The sequence below is a fragment of the Micromonospora sp. DT44 genome, from assembly GCF_049841635.1.
In the GTDB taxonomy this organism is placed as follows: domain Bacteria; phylum Actinomycetota; class Actinomycetes; order Mycobacteriales; family Micromonosporaceae; genus Micromonospora.
This window is the reverse complement of the sequence record NZ_JBNCKS010000035.1, coordinates 24,227-40,060: the sequence shown is the minus strand read 5'-3', so window position 1 is coordinate 40,060 and position 15,834 is coordinate 24,227. Positions and strand designations below refer to the sequence as shown.

At 73.7% G+C, this 15,834-nt stretch carries 16 protein-coding genes; 8 read left to right on the top strand and 8 right to left on the bottom strand.

Features of this window, described 5'->3' with window-relative positions; translation table 11 throughout:
* The first annotated feature begins 9 nt into the window (after positions 1-9).
* Genes ACLQ25_RS20480 through ACLQ25_RS20465 form a run of 4 tightly spaced genes read left to right on the top strand, consistent with a single transcriptional unit; the run spans position 10 to position 4,127 of the window.
* Positions 10-1,512 carry a PfkB family carbohydrate kinase gene (locus tag ACLQ25_RS20480; protein ID WP_425732410.1) on the top strand — a complete coding sequence of 501 codons (1,503 nt, stop codon included), beginning with the start codon at positions 10-12 and terminating at the stop codon, positions 1,510-1,512.
* Complete coding sequence (locus tag ACLQ25_RS20475; RefSeq protein WP_425732409.1) at positions 1,509-2,210, top strand: SDR family oxidoreductase; 702 nt, start codon at positions 1,509-1,511, stop codon at positions 2,208-2,210. The genes ACLQ25_RS20480 and ACLQ25_RS20475 overlap by 4 nt, the downstream gene beginning before the upstream one ends.
* Entirely contained in the window at positions 2,207-3,160 is a 954-nt protein-coding gene (locus ACLQ25_RS20470) for a glycosyltransferase family 9 protein (protein WP_425732452.1), read from the top strand. The genes ACLQ25_RS20475 and ACLQ25_RS20470 overlap by 4 nt, the downstream gene beginning before the upstream one ends.
* The gene (locus tag ACLQ25_RS20465) at positions 3,144-4,127 is read left to right on the top strand and encodes a DNA topoisomerase IB (protein WP_425732408.1); all 984 of its coding nucleotides are present in this window, start codon (positions 3,144-3,146) and stop codon (positions 4,125-4,127) included. Before ACLQ25_RS20470 ends, ACLQ25_RS20465 begins: the two co-directional genes overlap by 17 nt.
* A gap of 169 nt (positions 4,128-4,296) precedes the next feature.
* Here ACLQ25_RS20465 and ACLQ25_RS20460 read toward each other — a convergent pair whose 3' ends face one another.
* A complete protein-coding gene (locus ACLQ25_RS20460; protein WP_425732407.1) occupies positions 4,297-5,325 on the bottom strand; it encodes a helix-turn-helix domain-containing protein in 1,029 nt (342 codons plus the stop codon).
* A gap of 10 nt (positions 5,326-5,335) precedes the next feature.
* On the bottom strand, positions 5,336-6,097 hold the full coding sequence (locus ACLQ25_RS20455; RefSeq protein ID WP_425732406.1) for a TetR/AcrR family transcriptional regulator: 762 nt from the start codon (positions 6,095-6,097) through the stop codon (positions 5,336-5,338).
* A 79-nt stretch (positions 6,098-6,176) separates the two neighbouring features.
* Between ACLQ25_RS20455 and ACLQ25_RS20450 the strand changes: the two genes are divergently transcribed.
* Positions 6,177-7,766 carry an MFS transporter gene (locus ACLQ25_RS20450; RefSeq protein ID WP_425732405.1) on the top strand — a complete coding sequence of 530 codons (1,590 nt, stop codon included), beginning with the start codon at positions 6,177-6,179 and terminating at the stop codon, positions 7,764-7,766.
* Here ACLQ25_RS20450 and ACLQ25_RS20445 read toward each other — a convergent pair.
* From ACLQ25_RS20445 to ACLQ25_RS20430, 4 genes are all read right to left on the bottom strand, one after another.
* Positions 7,756-8,259 carry a hypothetical protein gene (locus ACLQ25_RS20445; protein WP_355053404.1) on the bottom strand — a complete coding sequence of 168 codons (504 nt, stop codon included), beginning with the start codon at positions 8,257-8,259 and terminating at the stop codon, positions 7,756-7,758. The genes ACLQ25_RS20450 and ACLQ25_RS20445 overlap by 11 nt on opposite strands.
* An 85-nt stretch (positions 8,260-8,344) precedes the next feature.
* On the bottom strand, positions 8,345-9,976 hold the full coding sequence (locus ACLQ25_RS20440; protein WP_425732404.1) for a RecQ family ATP-dependent DNA helicase: 1,632 nt from the start codon (positions 9,974-9,976) through the stop codon (positions 8,345-8,347).
* Positions 9,977-10,050: 74 nt separating this feature from the next.
* A complete protein-coding gene (locus ACLQ25_RS20435) occupies positions 10,051-11,001 on the bottom strand; it encodes a TIGR03557 family F420-dependent LLM class oxidoreductase (RefSeq protein WP_425732403.1) in 951 nt (316 codons plus the stop codon).
* Positions 11,002-11,089: 88 nt separating this feature from the next.
* Positions 11,090-11,215 carry a hypothetical protein gene (locus ACLQ25_RS20430; RefSeq protein WP_355053401.1) on the bottom strand — a complete coding sequence of 42 codons (126 nt, stop codon included), beginning with the start codon at positions 11,213-11,215 and terminating at the stop codon, positions 11,090-11,092.
* Between the two features lie 210 nt (positions 11,216-11,425).
* Between ACLQ25_RS20430 and ACLQ25_RS20425 the strand changes: the two genes are divergently transcribed.
* Positions 11,426-12,919 (top strand): glycoside hydrolase family 3 protein, encoded by a 1,494-nt coding sequence (locus ACLQ25_RS20425; RefSeq protein ID WP_425732402.1) that lies wholly within the window; start codon positions 11,426-11,428, stop codon positions 12,917-12,919.
* A 2-nt stretch (positions 12,920-12,921) separates the two neighbouring features.
* On the opposite strand, the gene ACLQ25_RS20420 is transcribed toward ACLQ25_RS20425, so the two are convergent.
* Together ACLQ25_RS20420 and ACLQ25_RS20415 are read right to left on the bottom strand one after the other, a co-directional pair.
* The gene (locus ACLQ25_RS20420; protein ID WP_425732401.1) at positions 12,922-13,212 is read right to left on the bottom strand and encodes a GNAT family N-acetyltransferase; all 291 of its coding nucleotides are present in this window, start codon (positions 13,210-13,212) and stop codon (positions 12,922-12,924) included.
* The gene (locus tag ACLQ25_RS20415) at positions 13,209-14,435 is read right to left on the bottom strand and encodes a cysteine desulfurase-like protein (protein WP_425732400.1); all 1,227 of its coding nucleotides are present in this window, start codon (positions 14,433-14,435) and stop codon (positions 13,209-13,211) included. Before ACLQ25_RS20415 ends, ACLQ25_RS20420 begins: the two co-directional genes overlap by 4 nt.
* Before the next feature lie 75 nt (positions 14,436-14,510).
* On the opposite strand from ACLQ25_RS20415, the gene ACLQ25_RS20410 reads away from it, so the two are divergent.
* Positions 14,511-14,876, top strand: a complete 366-nt coding sequence (locus tag ACLQ25_RS20410; protein ID WP_355237672.1) for a hypothetical protein — start codon at positions 14,511-14,513, stop codon at positions 14,874-14,876.
* Positions 14,877-14,935: 59 nt separating this feature from the next.
* Complete coding sequence (locus ACLQ25_RS20405; protein WP_425732399.1) at positions 14,936-15,757, top strand: DUF1206 domain-containing protein; 822 nt, start codon at positions 14,936-14,938, stop codon at positions 15,755-15,757.
* Positions 15,758-15,834: the final 77 nt, after the last annotated feature.

Sequence of the window (15,834 nt, the reverse complement as noted above, 5' to 3'; positions counted from 1 at the left end):
GAGGTAGGCGTGAGGGGACCCGTGGTGGTCGTCGGGGACACCCTGCTCGACCGGGACGTGGAAGGGGTGGTGAACCGCCTCTGCCCGGACTCCCCGGTGCCGGTGCTCGACGAGACCTCGGCCGTCGACCGGCCCGGCGGCGCGGGCCTCGCGGCGGTCTTCGCCGCCGCGCAGGGCGCCGACGTGGTGCTGGTCACCGCGCTCGCCGACGACGCCGGGGGCGCGCGGCTCAGCGCGCTGCTGGCCGCCGCGGGCGTGCGGGTCTACCCGCTGGCCCTCGCGGGCGCGACGCCGGAGAAGATCCGGCTGCGGGCCCGGGGTCGGGTGCTGCTGCGCCACGACCGGGGCGGTCCCTCCGGTGAGCCGGGTCAGCCCTCCGACGAGGTGCTGCGGGTGCTCGCCGCCGCGTCGGCAGTGCTGGTCAGCGACTACGGCCGGGGCGTCGCCCGCCAGCCCGCGCTGCGCGCCGCGCTGGCCGCCACCCGCGCGCCGGTCGTCTGGGACCCGCACCCGCGCGGGCCGGCGGCGGTACCCGGCGTGCACCTGGCCACGCCGAACGAGTCGGAGGTGCGCGAACTGGTCCCGACACTGCCCGGCGCGTCCCGGCTCGCCACCGCCTCCCAGGGTGCGCAGGGGCTGCGTCGACGGTGGCGGGCGGGCGCGGTCGCGGTGACGTTGGGCGGGGACGGCGCGTTGCTCTGCCACGCCGGGTCGACGCCGCTGGTGGTGCCCACGTCGGGCAGCGCCGAGGGCGACACCTGTGGGGCGGGCGACCGTTTCGCCGCCGCCGCGAGCCTCGCGCTGGCCCAGGGCGCGCTCGTCTCCGAGGCGGTGCAGGTGGCCGTCGCCGAGGCCTCCACGTACGTGGCGGGTGGCGGAGTGGCCACGGCTCTGCCGCCCCCCACCGACGTGGTGAGCGTGCGCGGCGCCCGCCGGCCCGGCGTCGGCGCTGAGCGGGTGGGTGTCGCGGCGGTCGCCGCGCTCCTTTCCGAGGTGCGGGGCGCGGGCGGCACGGTGGTGGCCACCGGAGGCTGCTTCGACCTGTTGCACGCCGGGCACCTGGCCACCCTTCAGGCCGCCCGGCAGCTCGGCGACTGCCTGATCGTCTGCGTGAACTCCGACGCCAGCGTCGCCGGGTTGAAGGGGCCGCAGCGACCCGTGCTGCCCGAGGGCGACCGCGCCCGGCTGCTGGCCGCTCTGAGCTGCGTCGACGCCGTCCTCGTCTTCGACGAGCCGACGCCCGAGGCGGTGCTGTCCTGGGTGCGCCCGGACGTCTGGGTCAAGGGCGGCGACTACGCGAGCGGTGTCGGCGACGCGGCCACACTGCCCGAGGCGGAGGTGCTGCGTCGGTGGGGCGGGAACACGGTGGTGGTGCCGTACCTGGACGGCCGCTCCACCAGCGACCTCATCGCGCGTGCCGCCGCCGGGCCGGCCCCCGGCACGGACAGCGGGCCGCCACCGCCGGTCGGCATCGCCGTGCCGGTCACGACGACAGGGGAGCGGACCCGATGACCGCCACACGACCCGACGCCGGACCCGCCGTCCTGGTCACCGGCGGTTCCAGCGGGCTCGGCGCGGCGGTGGTCGCGGCGGTGGCCGCCTCCGGTGGCCGTCCACTCGTGCTGGACCGGCAGCCGCCGGTCGACGGCGTGGACTGGACCGAGTGCGACCTCGCCGACACCCGCGCCGCCGAGGTGGCCACCCGGCACCTCGCTGAGCAGGCCGGTGGCCTGGACGCGGTGGTGACGGCCGCCGGTGTGGACGTGCCGGGCCGGCTCGCCGACGTGCCGGGGGAGACGTGGGACCGGATCGTCGCCGTGAATCTGCTGGCCACGGCCGCGGTGATCCGGGCCGCGCTCCCGTTCCTGCAGACCTCCGCCGGGCGCATCGTCACGGTCGCCTCGACCCTGGGCGTGAAGGCGGTCAGCGACGCCACCGCGTACTGCGCGGCGAAGTTCGGCGTCGTCGGGTTCACCCGTGCGCTGGCCGCCGAGCTGGCCGGCCAGGTCGGGGTCACCCTGCTCATCCCCGGTGGCATGCGCACCGCGTTCTTCGACGAACGCGATCCGCAGTACAAGCCGGGTCCGGACGCCATCCTCAACGACCCCGCCGACACGGCCGCGGCGATCATGTTCGCGCTTCAACAGCCGCCCGGCTGCGCGGTGCGGGAGATGGTGGTGTGCGCCGAGCAGGAGACGTCGTACCCGTGATCCTCGTGCTGCGCTCCCTCGGCGTTGGCGACCTGGTCACCGCGGTGCCCGCGCTGCGGGCGCTGCGGGCCGCGTACCCGGATCACGAGCTCGCGCTCGCCGCGCCCGGCGGCCTGGCCCCGCTGGTCGACCTGGTCGGCGGCGTCGACGAGCTGGTGGACACCACCGGGCTGGACGGGCCGCTGCGGCCGGGCCGTGCGCCGGAGATCGCGGTGAACCTGCACGGGCGTGGGCCGCAGTCGCACCGACTGCTGGCCGCCGCCCGTCCCGGGCGGCTCGTCGCCTTCGCCAACGCCGACGCCGGGTTCGACGACGGTCCGCGCTGGCGCGACGACGAGCACGAGGTGGACCGTTGGTGCCGGCTGCTCTCCTGGTACGACATTCCGGCCGACCGCCGTGACCTGGGCCTGCGCCGGCCCGACCCGGCCGGCCTGCCGGTCGGCGCGACCCTGCTGCATCCGGGCAGCAACGTCCCCGCCAAGCGGTGGCCGGCCGAGCGGTTCGCGGCGTTGGCCCGGGCGCTGCGGGAGCGGGGGCACCGCGTGCTGGTCACCGGCTCGGCCGACGAACGCGGGTTGGCCGAGCGGGTGGCCGAGGCGTCCGGTCTGCCGCCGGCCGCCGTGCTGGCGGGCCGGACCGACCTCGGCGCGCTGGCCGCGCTGGTCGCCGACGCCCGGCTGGTGGTCAGCGGGGACACCGGTGTGGCGCACCTGGCCACCGCGTACGGGACCGCCTCGGTGGTGCTCTTCGGGCCGGTGCCGCCGGCGGCGTGGGGGCCGCCGCCGGACCGGCCCCGGCACCGGGCGCTCTGGGCCGGCGAGGGGGATTGGCCCAGGTGGGACGGGGTAGGAAGCCACCCGACATTGACGGCTCTGCCGCTGGACGAGGTGCTGGCCGCCGTGGACGAGGTGGAGAGAGTGGTGCGGGTTTCCGGTGCGGTTACGGCGTAGCGACCCGGCTCGGCCCGGCTACGGGCGACGTCGGCGCGGCAAGGGCTGGACCTTCGTCGATCCGAGTGGCGCCGTCGTGCGCGATCCGGCCATCCGGGCGCGGCTGAACGACCTCGTGATCCCGCCGGCCTGGCAGGACGTGTGGATCGCGCCGCACGCGAACGGACACATCCTGGCCACCGGCGTCGACGCGGCCGGGCGCAAGCAGTACCTCTACCACCCGGTGTGGCGGGAGAAGCAGGACGCGGCGAAGTTCGACCACATGCTGGAGGTGGCCCGACGGCTGCCGACGTTGCGTGAGCGGGTGGGGCAGGACCTCGTCGGGCGTGGACTGAACCGCGATCGGGTGCTGGCCACCGTGGCCCGCCTTCTCGACATGGGGATGTTCCGGGTCGGCAGCGACCAGTACGCGGCCGGCGACGATCCGACGTTCGGCGTGTCGACCCTGCGCCCGGAGCACGCGCGACGCAGGGGCGACTGCGTGGTCTTCGAGTTCCCCGCCAAGGGCGGTATCGAGCAGGTGCGCCGGATCGAGGACCCGCAGCTGTGCGAGGTGCTGGTCAACCTGCGTCGGCGTCGCCGCAGGGCGGACCGGCTGTTCGGCTACTGGGACGGCCGGGAGTGGCGGGACGTGCGCAGCGACGAGGTCAACGGCTACCTGCGCGACGCCAGCGGCGGCGAGATGACCGCCAAGGACTTCCGCACCTGGCACGCCACGGTGCGCGCGGCGGCGGAGTTGGCCGCCGCCGACCCGGCCCGCTCGGTCACCGCCCGGCGCAGGGCGGTGGCCGCGGTGATGCGGGCGGTCGCGGAGCTGCTCGGCAACACCCCGACCGTGGCGCGCACGTCCTACGTGGATCCGCGGGTCGTCGACCTCTACCACGACGGGGTGGTGGTGCCGGTCGACCCGAGCGCCCCCCGCGAGGAGATCGAGCGGGTCGTGTTGGAGTTGCTGGAGAAGGCCTGACCGGCCCCGCCGACGATCCTGGGGGGGAAGCGACGGGGCCGGAGCCTCGGCCGGGGGCGACACCGGGCGGCCGCCCGCCGCGCGCCACGGCGGGCGCCTCGCCACGGCCCCCGTTCGCGGCCAACGCGGGCCCCGGAGTACGCGGGCGCCGCCTCTGCCGCGTCGGTTGTCAGTCTGCCTGGCCCGAGTTGACTCTGGACGCCAGGTCGTTGACGTGCCGTGCCGTAACCGGGTCGCCGTCGCGGCACGCCTGCGGGCTCACCCCGTACGCCGCCCGGAATGCCCGGCTGAAGTGGGCCTTGTCGCCGAACCCCCAGCGTGCGGCGATGACCTGCACGGGCTGGGCCCGCAGCGCCGGGTCGGTGAGGTCGCGCCGGCACCGGGCCAGCCGAAGGTCGCGGATGTACGCCGCCACGGTGGTGTTCTCGGCCTCGAACAGGCGGTGCAGCGTCCGCAGCGAGATGTGGTGGGCGTCCGCGATGGTCTGCGGGCCCAGCGTGGCGTCGCCCAGGTGACGGTGGACATACGCCTGCACCTGGGTGATCAGCGCACGGCGGCGGACCTCGGTCGGCACCGCGTCCTCGGCGACCAGGTTCCGGCCGAGCAGGGTGGTGGCCAGATCGAGGCCCACCGTGCCGAGCCGGCCGGCGTCGGCGGCGTGGTACTGCTCGGGGTGGCCGGTCACCTGGATCAGGAACTGCGCCAGCAGCGCCCCGAGCCCTTCGCTGCCCGACATCCGGCCGCCGTAGAGCGCGGCCATCCGCTTCGGCGGCAGCGGGAGCGCGGAGTGCGGAATCACCGTCGTGATCGAGGTGGCCTGGGTCCGTCCCGGCTCGCTCGCGTGGTGGCAGACGTCGTGCGGGCGCGAGGCGTCGTAGAAGGTGAACTCGCCGGCCAGGATGTCGCTGCGCCGACCGTCCTGGCTGGACGTGCCGACCCCGCTGGTGGTGAAGGCGAGTATGTACAGCTCCGGGTCCGACTGTCGGATCAGCTTGCGGGTGGCATCGAGTGAGGGGTACTGGTACCGGGCGAGATGGATCGCGCCGAGGTCGATGAATTCGGCCTGGGCGGCGAAGTCGTCGGCGTACGGGGACTCCATCCGCAACGGTACGGACGTGCGCGCCACCAGGTCCAGCCACATCCCGAACCGCTCGGCGGGCGGCAGGACGGTCGTGTCGATGGTGTTCCTGGCTAGCATCCGCGCCCCCTCACGTCGTCCGGCGGGCGATCAGGGCCTCGACGCCGTCGAGGATCCGGTCCAGGCCGAACGTGAACTCGTCATCCGGTCCATCGTCCTGGTCGAGGACGCCGGCATCGAGCACCCGTGTCAGCGCTGGGAAGCGGACCGGGTCGATCAGTCGCGCCAGCATCGCGCCGTACGCCGGCATCATGTCGCCCGGCTCGACACCGGTGGCCCGGCTGCCCTCGGCGATCTGGTTGGTGAGCATCGCCTCGTTGCGGACGTACCCGGTGAGGAGCAGGAGGATCGACATCTTCTCGGCCTCGGGTAGCGGGGTGCCGTCGAGGCAGCCCAGGCCGTCCTCCATCCAGCCGAGCTGCTGGGGCGTGATCGGCGGTCCGGAGATCGGTATGTGCAGCAGCCAGGGGCGTTGCCGCAGCACGTCGTGTTCCGCCCAGGCCCAGCGGGTCAGGCCGGCGCGCCAGTCGTCGTCCGGCGCGGCGGGGCCGGGCGAGGGGCCGTAGCCGACGTCCACCATGAGCGTCAGCAGGTCGTCCTTCGAGCCGACGTGCCGGTAGAGAGCCATGGTGGCGGCACCCAACTCCTTGGCCACGCGGCTCATCGACACGGCCGCCAGCCCGTCGGCGTCGGCGACCCGTACGGCCGCGTCGACGATGCCGGGCACGGTGAGGCCGGGCCGGGGGCCCTTCGGCGCCCGCTCCCGCAGCCCCCAGGCGCTCTCGATGGCCGGGGGGAGCGCCGGGCCGCTGTCGTCTTTCGTCTCCGCCACTTTTCCTCCTTGCCTCGCCATCCTAGTTCTGCGTATGGTCTACGCATTAAAGCGTACGGCATACGCAGAAGGAGTTCTCATGACAGTGACGACCGCACCGGCACCCCGCGCGGGCCGGGGGGAATGGATCGGATTCGCGGTGCTGATGCTGCCGCTGCTCCTGGTCTCGATGGACGTGTCGGTGCTCTACTTCGCCGTCCCGTTCATCAGCGAGGAGCTGCGGCCCAGCGCCACCCAGCAACTCTGGATCTTCGACATCTACGGCTTCGTGCTGGCCGGGCTACTGATCACCATGGGCGCCCTGGGTGATCGGATCGGTCGCCGTCGGCTCCTGCTGCTGGGCGCGACCGCGTTCGGGGCGGCGTCCCTGCTGGCCGCGTACGCCGACAGCGCCGAGACTCTGATCGCCGCGCGCGCCGTGCTCGGCGTCGGCGGGGCCACCCTGATGCCGTCCACGCTCGCCCTGGTGCGCAACATGTTCCACGACGCCAAGCAGCGGGGCACCGCGATCGGCATCTGGACCGCCACGCTCACCGGTGGCATCGCCGTCGGCCCGGTGCTCAGCGGCGTCCTGCTGGAGCACTTCTGGTGGGGCTCCATCTTCCTGATCAACATTCCGGCGATGCTGCTCCTGCTCCTGCTCGCCCCGGTCCTGGTGCCCGAGTTCCGCAACCCGGCGCGCGGCCGGTTCGACCTGCTCAGCGCGGCGCTGTCGCTCGGCACGCTGCTGCCGGTGATCTACGGCATCAAGGAGATGGCCCGCGACGGCGTCAGCGCCACGCGGGTGCTGGCCGTCGTCGCCGGCCTGCTGGTCGGGGCGCTCTTCCTGCACCGGCAGCGGACCCGGGTGTACCCCATGATCGACCTGGCGCTGTTCCGCCGGCACGGCTTCGCGGGATCGCTGGCGGTCAACCTGCTCGCGATGTTCGCCCTGGTCGGGTTCGCCATCTTCACCACCCAGCACCTCCAGTTGGTGCTCGGCCTGAGCCCGCTGCGGGCGGCACTGTGGAGCCTCGTGCCGTCGCTCGCGGTCGGCGGTGTCGCCCCGGCCGCCGCGGCGCTCGCCCAGCGCGTCGAGCGGGCGTACCTGATCGGGGCCGGCTTCGTGATCGCCGTCGTCGGCTTCGCGGTGCTGACCCGGGTCACCCCCGAGACGCCGCTCTGGCTGCTGCTCGTCGGCGCGAGCGTCTACGCGGGCGGCCTGGTGATGGTGATGTCGCTCGTCACCGAGCTGGTGCTCGGCGCGGCCCCGCCGGAGCAGGCCGGTGTCGCGTCCGCGCTGACCGAGTCCAGCAGTGAGCTGGGTGGCGCGCTGGGAATGGCCATCCTGGGCAGCGTGGGTGCCGCGATCTACCACCGCGAGGTTCTCGACGAGCTGCCGGCCGGGCTGCCGACGGGCGTCCGCGACGCGGCCGGCGAGACCCTGGGCGGCGCGCTCGCCGTGACCCGGGGACTGCCGGTGGAGGTCGGCGACGCGGTGCTGCACGCGGCCCGGTTCGCCTTCACCGACGGGCTGCACCTCGCCGCCCTCGCCGCCATGGTGGCGATGGCGCTCGGCGCGGTGACCGCGCTGCTGACGCTGCGCGGCGTCCGGCCGGCCGACCCCGCGGCGCTGGCCGCCGAGCCGACCGAACCGTCGCTGTCAGACGCCGCCCCGGTCAGTCGTTGAGCACCTGGGCGAGTCGGTCGCGGAACCGTCGCTCGGAGTCGCTGACCGACTCGCCGCCCAGGCCCAGCAGACCGCCGCTGGACGCGGCGCCCACGACCTGGTCGGCGATGGTCACCAGCCAGTGCTTGTACGCGCCGGCCTCGCCCTCGTCAACCCGGGCGGCCAGCAGCACGGCCGCCTCACGAGCCCGCACCAGCACGTCGTCGATGTACGCCTGCGGGTCGGCGGGCGCGATGACCGGCAGCTCCTCGCCGGCCTCGGGGTCGCCGACCCGGGTCACGATCTCACCGGCCACTGCCGCGACCAGGGGGTTGGCCGACTCCCGGCCCGCCCCGATGGACTCCAGACCGGCCGCGTTCTCCGCCATGGTCCGGCGCGTGCCGTCGGACTCGGCGGCGCTCGCCGCGGTCAGCACCGACTGCGGCAGGCCGACCAGCAGCCCCCACTCCTCGTCGGAGAAACCGAAACCGGTGTACGCCGGCTGCTCGATCACGGCAATGCCCCTTCCGCCCTGCTCTGTACGGTCAATCGGTGCTGCTTCGTCGATCCGCCGGGCCCCGTGCGGTGCCCGGGTCAGGCTAGTCGAGGGTCAGCAGACCCTGCTCGGACACCACGCGCACCGAGAGGGTCTTGTAACCGACCTCGTCGAACAGGACCGTCATCTTGTCGTCCTCGTAGCTGAGCACCAGGCCACGCCCCCACTCGCCGTGACGCACCTGACTGTGCACCGGGAACGGGCCGACCGCGCCCTCGTCGGCGGTGCTGGTGCCCCGGTGGCAGTTGTCGCAGTGCGCGCAGACCTCGGTCATCTGCTCGCCGAAGTAGGCCAGCAGGGTCTGCCCCCGGCAGGCGGTGGTCTCGGCGAACGCCCGCATCATGTCGGTACGCGAACGCGTCACCGTCTGCTGGCGTTCCGCCTCGGCCAGGGCCGCCGCCGCCGCGTCGACCGGCGCGGGGGAGTAGCGCGGGGCCCCGATGCGCTGGCGGGCGCGGGGCTCGGCGGCCCCCACCTGCTCCAGCAGCGCCAGGTACTGGCCCAGCTTGCGCGGTCCCAGGCCGGTGGCCTCCCGCAGCTCGGTCTTGGTGGCCGGCTTGCGGCGCAGCAGAGCGGCCAGGTCCCGCAGCTCGTTCTCGTCCGGCAGGCCGCCGCTGAAGAACCGTTGCAGGCCCACGTCCTCGGCCCGCCAGAGCAGCAGCACCCGGGCCGGTTGCCCGTCCCGCCCGGCCCGGCCGATCTCCTGGAAGTAGCTGTCCGGCGAGTCGGGCAGCGCCGTGTGCACCACCCAGGCGATGTTCGGCTTGTCGATGCCCATGCCGAACGCCGAGGTGGCGACCATGATGGGCACCTGGTCGGCGAGGAACGCCTCGTGCAGCTCGTTGCGCGCGCCGGTCGCCATCCCACCGTGGTAGAACTGCGCCGGGAAGCCCGCCTTGGTCAACTTCTCGGCCAACTCCTCGGCCGAGCGGCGGGTCGGCACGTAGATGATCCCGGGCCGTACGTCGTCGCGCAGCAGGGCGATCAGCCGCCGCCACCGGTAGTCCTCGGTGGGGCAGTGCGCCACCTCGAGGAAGAGGTTGGGCCGGTCCAGCCCGGAGACCACCACCTCCGGGTCGCGCAGCCGCAGCCGGGCGATGATGTCGTCACGGACCGGCGGGGACGCGGTGGCGGTCAGCGCGACCACCGGCGGTCGGCCGAGGCCCTCGATGAGGTGACCCAGCGCCAGGTAGTCGGGACGGAAGTCGTGCCCCCAGGCCGAGATGCAGTGCGCCTCGTCGATCGCCACCAGCGCCGGCTTCAGCGCGGCGACCTCGGCCATCCGGTCCGGGTTGCTCAACTGCTCCGGGGTGATGAACAGGAACTCGGCACGCCCGGCCTGGATCTCGGCGATCGCCTCGGCCTGCTGGCCGGCCGACTCGTTCGAGCTGATCCGTACCGCCCGCAGCTCGGGACGTTGCCGCTCGTTGAGCGCCGCGATCTGGTCCTGCTGAAGGGCCAGCAGCGGAGAGATCACCACGGTCGGGCCGGGGATCAGGCTGGCCGGGATCTGGTAGATCGCCGACTTGCCGGCGCCGGTGGGCAACACCACCAGGGCGTCGTGTCGCTTCATCACCGCGCGCATGGCGGCGAGCTGGTTGGGCCGGAGCGCTTTCCAGCCGAAGAGGCTCTTCGCGGCGCGGCGCAACGTCATCGAGTGCGTGGACAGTTTCATCGAGGGCCGGAGGTACCCGAGCTCACGACCACCGAAACACTCTTTCGCGATCATGGGCTCGGGTACGTTCCGTCTCACCGTAGGCGGGGCAGGACCTCGCGCTGGTAGAGGTCGAACAGGCCCTGGAAGTGCGGGCCGGTGTTGGCCATGTACAGCTCGTCAAAGCCGGCCTTGGCGTACTGGTCGATCATCTCCAGGTGCGCGTCAGCGTTGTTGCCGCAGACGAACGCCTTCCGCACCATGTCCTGCGAGACCAGTTCGGAGGCCTGCTCGAAGTGGTGCGGCGAGGGCAGCACCTGCGACAGCTCGCCGGGCACGCCCGCGTTGGGCCACCGCTCGTACGCGATCCGCGCGCCCTCTTCCTCGCTGGCCGCGAACGCCGCCTTGAACCCGGCCTGGCACGGCTTGTCGCCGCCGCCGTTCTCCCGGAAGCGCCGGACCAGCTCGCCGTCGGGCATGGTGCTCACGTAGCCGTCGCCGATGCGGGCGGCCAGGTCGACGGCCTTCGGCCCGAACCCCGAGACGTAGATCGACGGCGGGGTGTCCGGCAGCGTGTAGACCCGGGCGTTCTCCACCGTGTAGTGCGTGCCCCGGTGGTTGACGAAGCCGCCCCGCCACAGCTCGCGCATGACCTCGACGGACTCTTCGAGCATCTCCAGCCGCACGTCGGCGGACGGCCAGGCGTCACCGAAGATGTGCTCGTTGAGCGCCTCGCCGGTGCCGACGCCGAGCACGAACCGGCCGCCGTGCAGCACCGCGCTGGTCGCCGCCGCCTGGGCGATCACGGCCGGGTGGATCCGTACGGTCGGGCAGGTCACCGCCGTGGTCACCGGCAGCGCGCAGACCTGGCTGAGCGCGCCGATCATCGACCAGACGAAGGGGCTCTGCCCCTGCGCGTCGACCCAGGGGTGGTAGTGGTCGGAGATCCACAGTGCCTCGAAGCCGGCCGCCTCGGCGCCGCGGGCCTGCGCCAGCAGCTCGGCCGGTGTGTACTCCTCACTGGACAGAAAATATCCGATCTTCATGGCTTCCCCTTCGGCGCGCGGTCCTGCTGTTGGGAGAGCCGTACCCCGGTCGCGGCGGGCCACACCGGCGGGTGGGGGCCGGATCGCCTCAGCGTCGGCCGAACATGGCCCGGATCGCGGCGAGCAGCAGCAGAGCGCCGACCACCAGGCCGAGCAGGCGTACGCCGGGGATGTCGGCCGGGCTCGTGGCGTCGGCCAGCGGGGCGGTGTCCATCCCCGCACTCTTCCGGGGAAGGGTCCCGCCGGGCAACTGTAAGGTTTATTGACTATTGAATCGCTCGGTGTGACCATGGCAGCACCGCCTGCCCAGGGCGGTGCGCCGAGGGCGCGCGAGAGATGGGGTACGGGGCCGCATGAGCGAGCGCATCCAGCGGGTCGGCGTCACCGCGCCGGCGAGAAACGTCGACCGTTCCGAGGCGACGGCGTGACCGCGCCGGCCGGGCACCTTCCGACGTTGGCCGCCGCCGTCCTGCAACCCGGTTTCGTCGGCACCACGCCGCCGCCCTGGGTGTGCCGTTGGCTCGGCGAAGGGCTCGGCTCGGTGGTGCTGTTCGCCCGCAACGTCGTCGACACCGCCCAGGTGGCGGCGCTCACCGCGACGCTGCGCGCCGAGCGGCCGGACGTCATCGTGGCGATCGACGAGGAGGCCGGTGACGTCACCCGGATCGAGTCCGCCCGGGGCAGCTCCCGACCGGGCAACTACGCCCTCGGCGCGGTCGACGACCCGGCGCTGACCGAGGCCGTCGCCCTCGACCTCGGCATCGAGCTGGCGGCGGCCGGGGTGACCCTCGACTACGCCCCGGACGCCGACGTCAACTCCAACCCGGCCAACCCGGTGATCGGCGTCCGGTCGTTCGGGGCCGACCCGGCGCTGGTCGCGCGGCACACCGCCGCCTGGATCCGCGGCCTCCAGGGCGCCGGCGTGGCCGCCTGCGCCAAGCACTTCCCCGGGCACGGGGACACCCGCGTCGACTCCCACCACGACCTGCCGCGCATCACCGCCGACCGGGCCCGCCTGGACGCCTGCGAGCTGGCCCCGTTCCGTGCCGCGGTGGCGGCCGGCGCGCAGGCGGTGATGACCGGCCACCTGCTGGTACCCGCGCTCGACGCGGACCTGCCGGCCACGCTGAGCCAGCGCATCCTGGGTGGCCTGCTCCGCGACGAGTTGGGCTTCTCCGGCGTGGTCGTGACCGACGCCGTGGAGATGCGCGCGGTCGCCGACCGGTACGGCTTCGCGGGCGCGGCCGTGCGGGCGCTCGCGGCCGGGGCCGACGCCATCTGCGTCGGTGGCGAGCGCAGCGACGAGGAGGCCGCGCGGGAACTGCGCGACGCCATCGTGGCCGCCGTCGTCTCCGGCGAGCTGCCCGAGGAGCGCCTCGCCGAGGCCGCCAAGCGCGTCGGTCAGCTCGCCGCCTGGACGGTGGCCGCCCGCGCCGCCCGCCCGAGCGCCGCCCACCGGGCCACCGACGTCGGGCTGGTCGCCGCCCGACGGGCCGTACGGGTCAGCACCGGCCCGGACGCCCCGGTCACGCTGCCCCTGACCCGCGTCGCCCACGTGGTCGAGTTCGAGCCGCCGCGCAACATCGCCATCGGCGCGGAGACCCCGTGGGGCATCGGCGAGCCGTTGGGCGATCTGCTGCCCGGCACGACGACGGTCCGCCACGCCGAGCCCGACGTGCCCGCCGACCCGGGAGCCGACGCCGGGGACCGCCCGCTGGTGCTGGTCGTCCGTGACCTGCACCGGCACGACTGGATGCAGGCGGCGGTACGGCGGGCGCTCGCCAATCGGCCGGACGCGGTCGTGGTCGAGCTGGGTGTGCCCGAGCTGGTCGTCGGGGCGGTACACCTGGCCACCCACGGCGCCACCCGGGCCAGCGGGCAGGCCGCCGCCGAGGTGCTGACCGGCCGGACCCGCTGACGCTACGGGTGCTCGGCGACCAGGTCGGCGTACTCGGGATGCTTGTCGATGAACGCCGCCACGAACGGGCACTGCGGCACCACCCGCCCACCCCGGGCCCGCACCTGGTCGAGGGCGGCGCGGATCAGCGCGCCGCCGACGCCCTTGCCCTGGAAGCTCGGGTCCACCTGGGTGTGCGTGAAGACCAGCACGTCCTCGCCACGCTGCAGGTAGGCGGTGAAGCCGGCCAACGCGTCGTCGACCAGGATCTCGAATCGGTTCTTGGCGGGATTGTCCTCGACGAGGGTGCTCACCGGGCCATTGTCCCAGCCCCGGCGGCCAGCACGTCGAGTTCGGCGAGCAACCGGTCCACCTCGTCCACCGTGTTGTAGTGGTAGATGCTGGCCCGCACCGCGCCACCGCTGTCGCGCAGACCCATCGTCTGGAAGTACTCGTAGGCGTAGTAGTCGCCGGCCGACAGGCAGAACCCGGCATCGCCCAGCGCCTGCTGGGTCTGCTGCGGCGACAGCCCGGCGACCCGGAAGGAGACGGTCGGGCAGCGCCGGGCCGGCGAGCCGTAGACCGTGACGGCGGGCCGCTCGGCGAGACCGGCGAGCAACCGATCCAGCAGCGCCTTCTCGTGGGCCTGGGCGGCGGCCAACCCGGCCCGCAGCCGCGCCCGGCGGTCGCCGGTCGCGTCCGGGTCCAGGGCGGCGAGGTGATCCACGGCGGCCGTCACGCCGGCCAGCAGCGGAAAGCTCGGTGTGCCGTACTCGAAACGGTCCGGCGCGGCGTCGGAGGACGGCACCAGCTTCACCGGGCGCAACGCCGCCCACCGGCTCGGGTCGGCCACCATCGCGGCCAGGTGCGGCCCGGACCACTTGTACGCGCTGGTGACCAGCACGTCCGCGCCGAGCGATGCCAGGTCGGTCGGACCGTGCGGTACGGAGTGCACGCCGTCCACGCAGACCAGCGCCCCGACCGAGTGTGCGATCTTGGCGATCGCCGGCACTTCCGGCACGGTGCCGATGGCGTTGCTGCCGGCGGTCACCGCCACCAGCCGGGTCCGCTCGCCCACCAGGTCGGCGTACTGGCCGCTGGGCAGCTCACCGGTGTGCCGGTCGAACTCGGCCCAGCGCACCGTCGCGCCGGCCGCCTCGGCGGCCTGCACCCACGGGCGCACGTTCGCGTCGTGGTCGAGCCGGGACACCACCACCTCGTCGCCGGGCCGCCAGGCCGCGCCGAGGGTACGGGCCAGGGTGTACGTCAACGCTGTCGCGCTCGGACCGAGCACCACACCGTCCGGCTCGGCCCCGAGCAGGTCGGCGACCGCCTGACGGGCCTGCGCCACCATCTCCAGCGAGCGACGACCGGGCGTGAAGGCGGCGCTGCGGTTGCCGACGGCCGCGCGCATGGCGTCGGTGACCGCATCGATCACGCCGGCCGCGGTCTGCGTGCCCCCGGCGCCGTCGAAGTGGACGAAGCCCTCGGTCAGGGCGGGATAGGCGGCCCGGGTACGGGCGATGTCGAAGGCCATGCCCGGACCCTAGCCGGGACGCCTGCCGCTCTCGCCCCCGCCCGGTCGTCGCGGACGTCTCGTACCCTTGGCGGCGTGACGAACCGACCCGCCACCATCCCCCTGCCCCCCGTCCGTCGCGCCGCCGGCCTCGTCGCCGCCGTGGCGCTCGGCCTCGCCGTGCTCGCCGGTTGCAGCTCCCAGGGCGCCTCCACCGACTGCGGTCTGGACGCCTGCACGGTCACCTTCGAGCGGGGTGTCGAGGCGAGCGCCACCATCCTGGGCGTCGAGGCCAAGCTGGTCGGCGCCGAGGGCGACCAGGTGACCGTCGAGGTCGCCGGCGAGCAGCTCACCCTCACCACCGGCCAGCAGGCCACCGAGGCCGGTGGCTTCGCGGTCACCGTCGACAGCGTCACCGACCAGCAGGTCAAGATCCGCGTCTCCCGCAACCCGGGTAACTGAACCGGGCGGGCGGCGGTGGCCGACGTTTGGGAATCTTCGTAATCGGAGATTGTGACGCCATGTCACTCACCCGTAGCGCCGAAGCCACCGCCTCCCGAACGGCGGACAGCCGGTGGCTGGAACTTCTCGCCCGGGCCGGCTTCATCGGCTACGGCATCGTCCACCTCCTCTTCGCCTGGTTGGCGTTGCAGATCGCGTTCGGCACGTCGTCCGACGACGGCGACCAGTCCGGCGCGCTGCGTACCCTCTCCGCACAGCCCCTCGGTAAGTTCCTCGTCATCGCCGTCGCGGTCGGCCTGCTCGCCATGGCGATCTGGCAGGGCCTCGAGGCGGCGGGCGGGCACCGCGCCGAGCGGGGCAAGGAGCGGGCCATGGAGCGGCTGGCCTCGGCCGGCCGGACCATCGTCTACCTCTACTTCGCCTGGACCGCCTTCAAGGTGTTCTCCGAGGCCGGGTCGAACAGCGCCGACAACCAGGAGGCGCTGAGCGGCAAGCTGATGACCTCCACCGGTGGCCGCTGGCTGGTCGGCCTGGCCGGGCTGGTGGTCGCGGCGATCGGCATCGGCCTGGTCATCTACGGCATCCGCAAGACGTTCGAGAAGCACCTCAAGACCGGCGAGATGAGCCCGAAGACCCGCCAGCTGGCCCGCCGCCTCGGCATCGCCGGATACGTCGCCAAGGGTGTCGCGTACGGCATCGCCGGCCTGCTGGTCATCGTTGCGGCGGTGAAGTACGACCCGGAGAAGGCCCGTGGTCTGGACGCCGCCCTGCACACGCTGCGCGAGCAGTCGTACGGCTCGTTCCTGCTGGCCCTGGTCGCCCTCGGCATCGCGGCCTTCGGCGTCTACTGCTTCCTCCAGTCCCGGTACCGCAAGGTCTGAACTGGTCGATACCGAGGACGTCGGGAACTATTGGGCTTTTGCCCTAAGTTCCGCCGCTCGGTCGAAGGGAAGCGCCC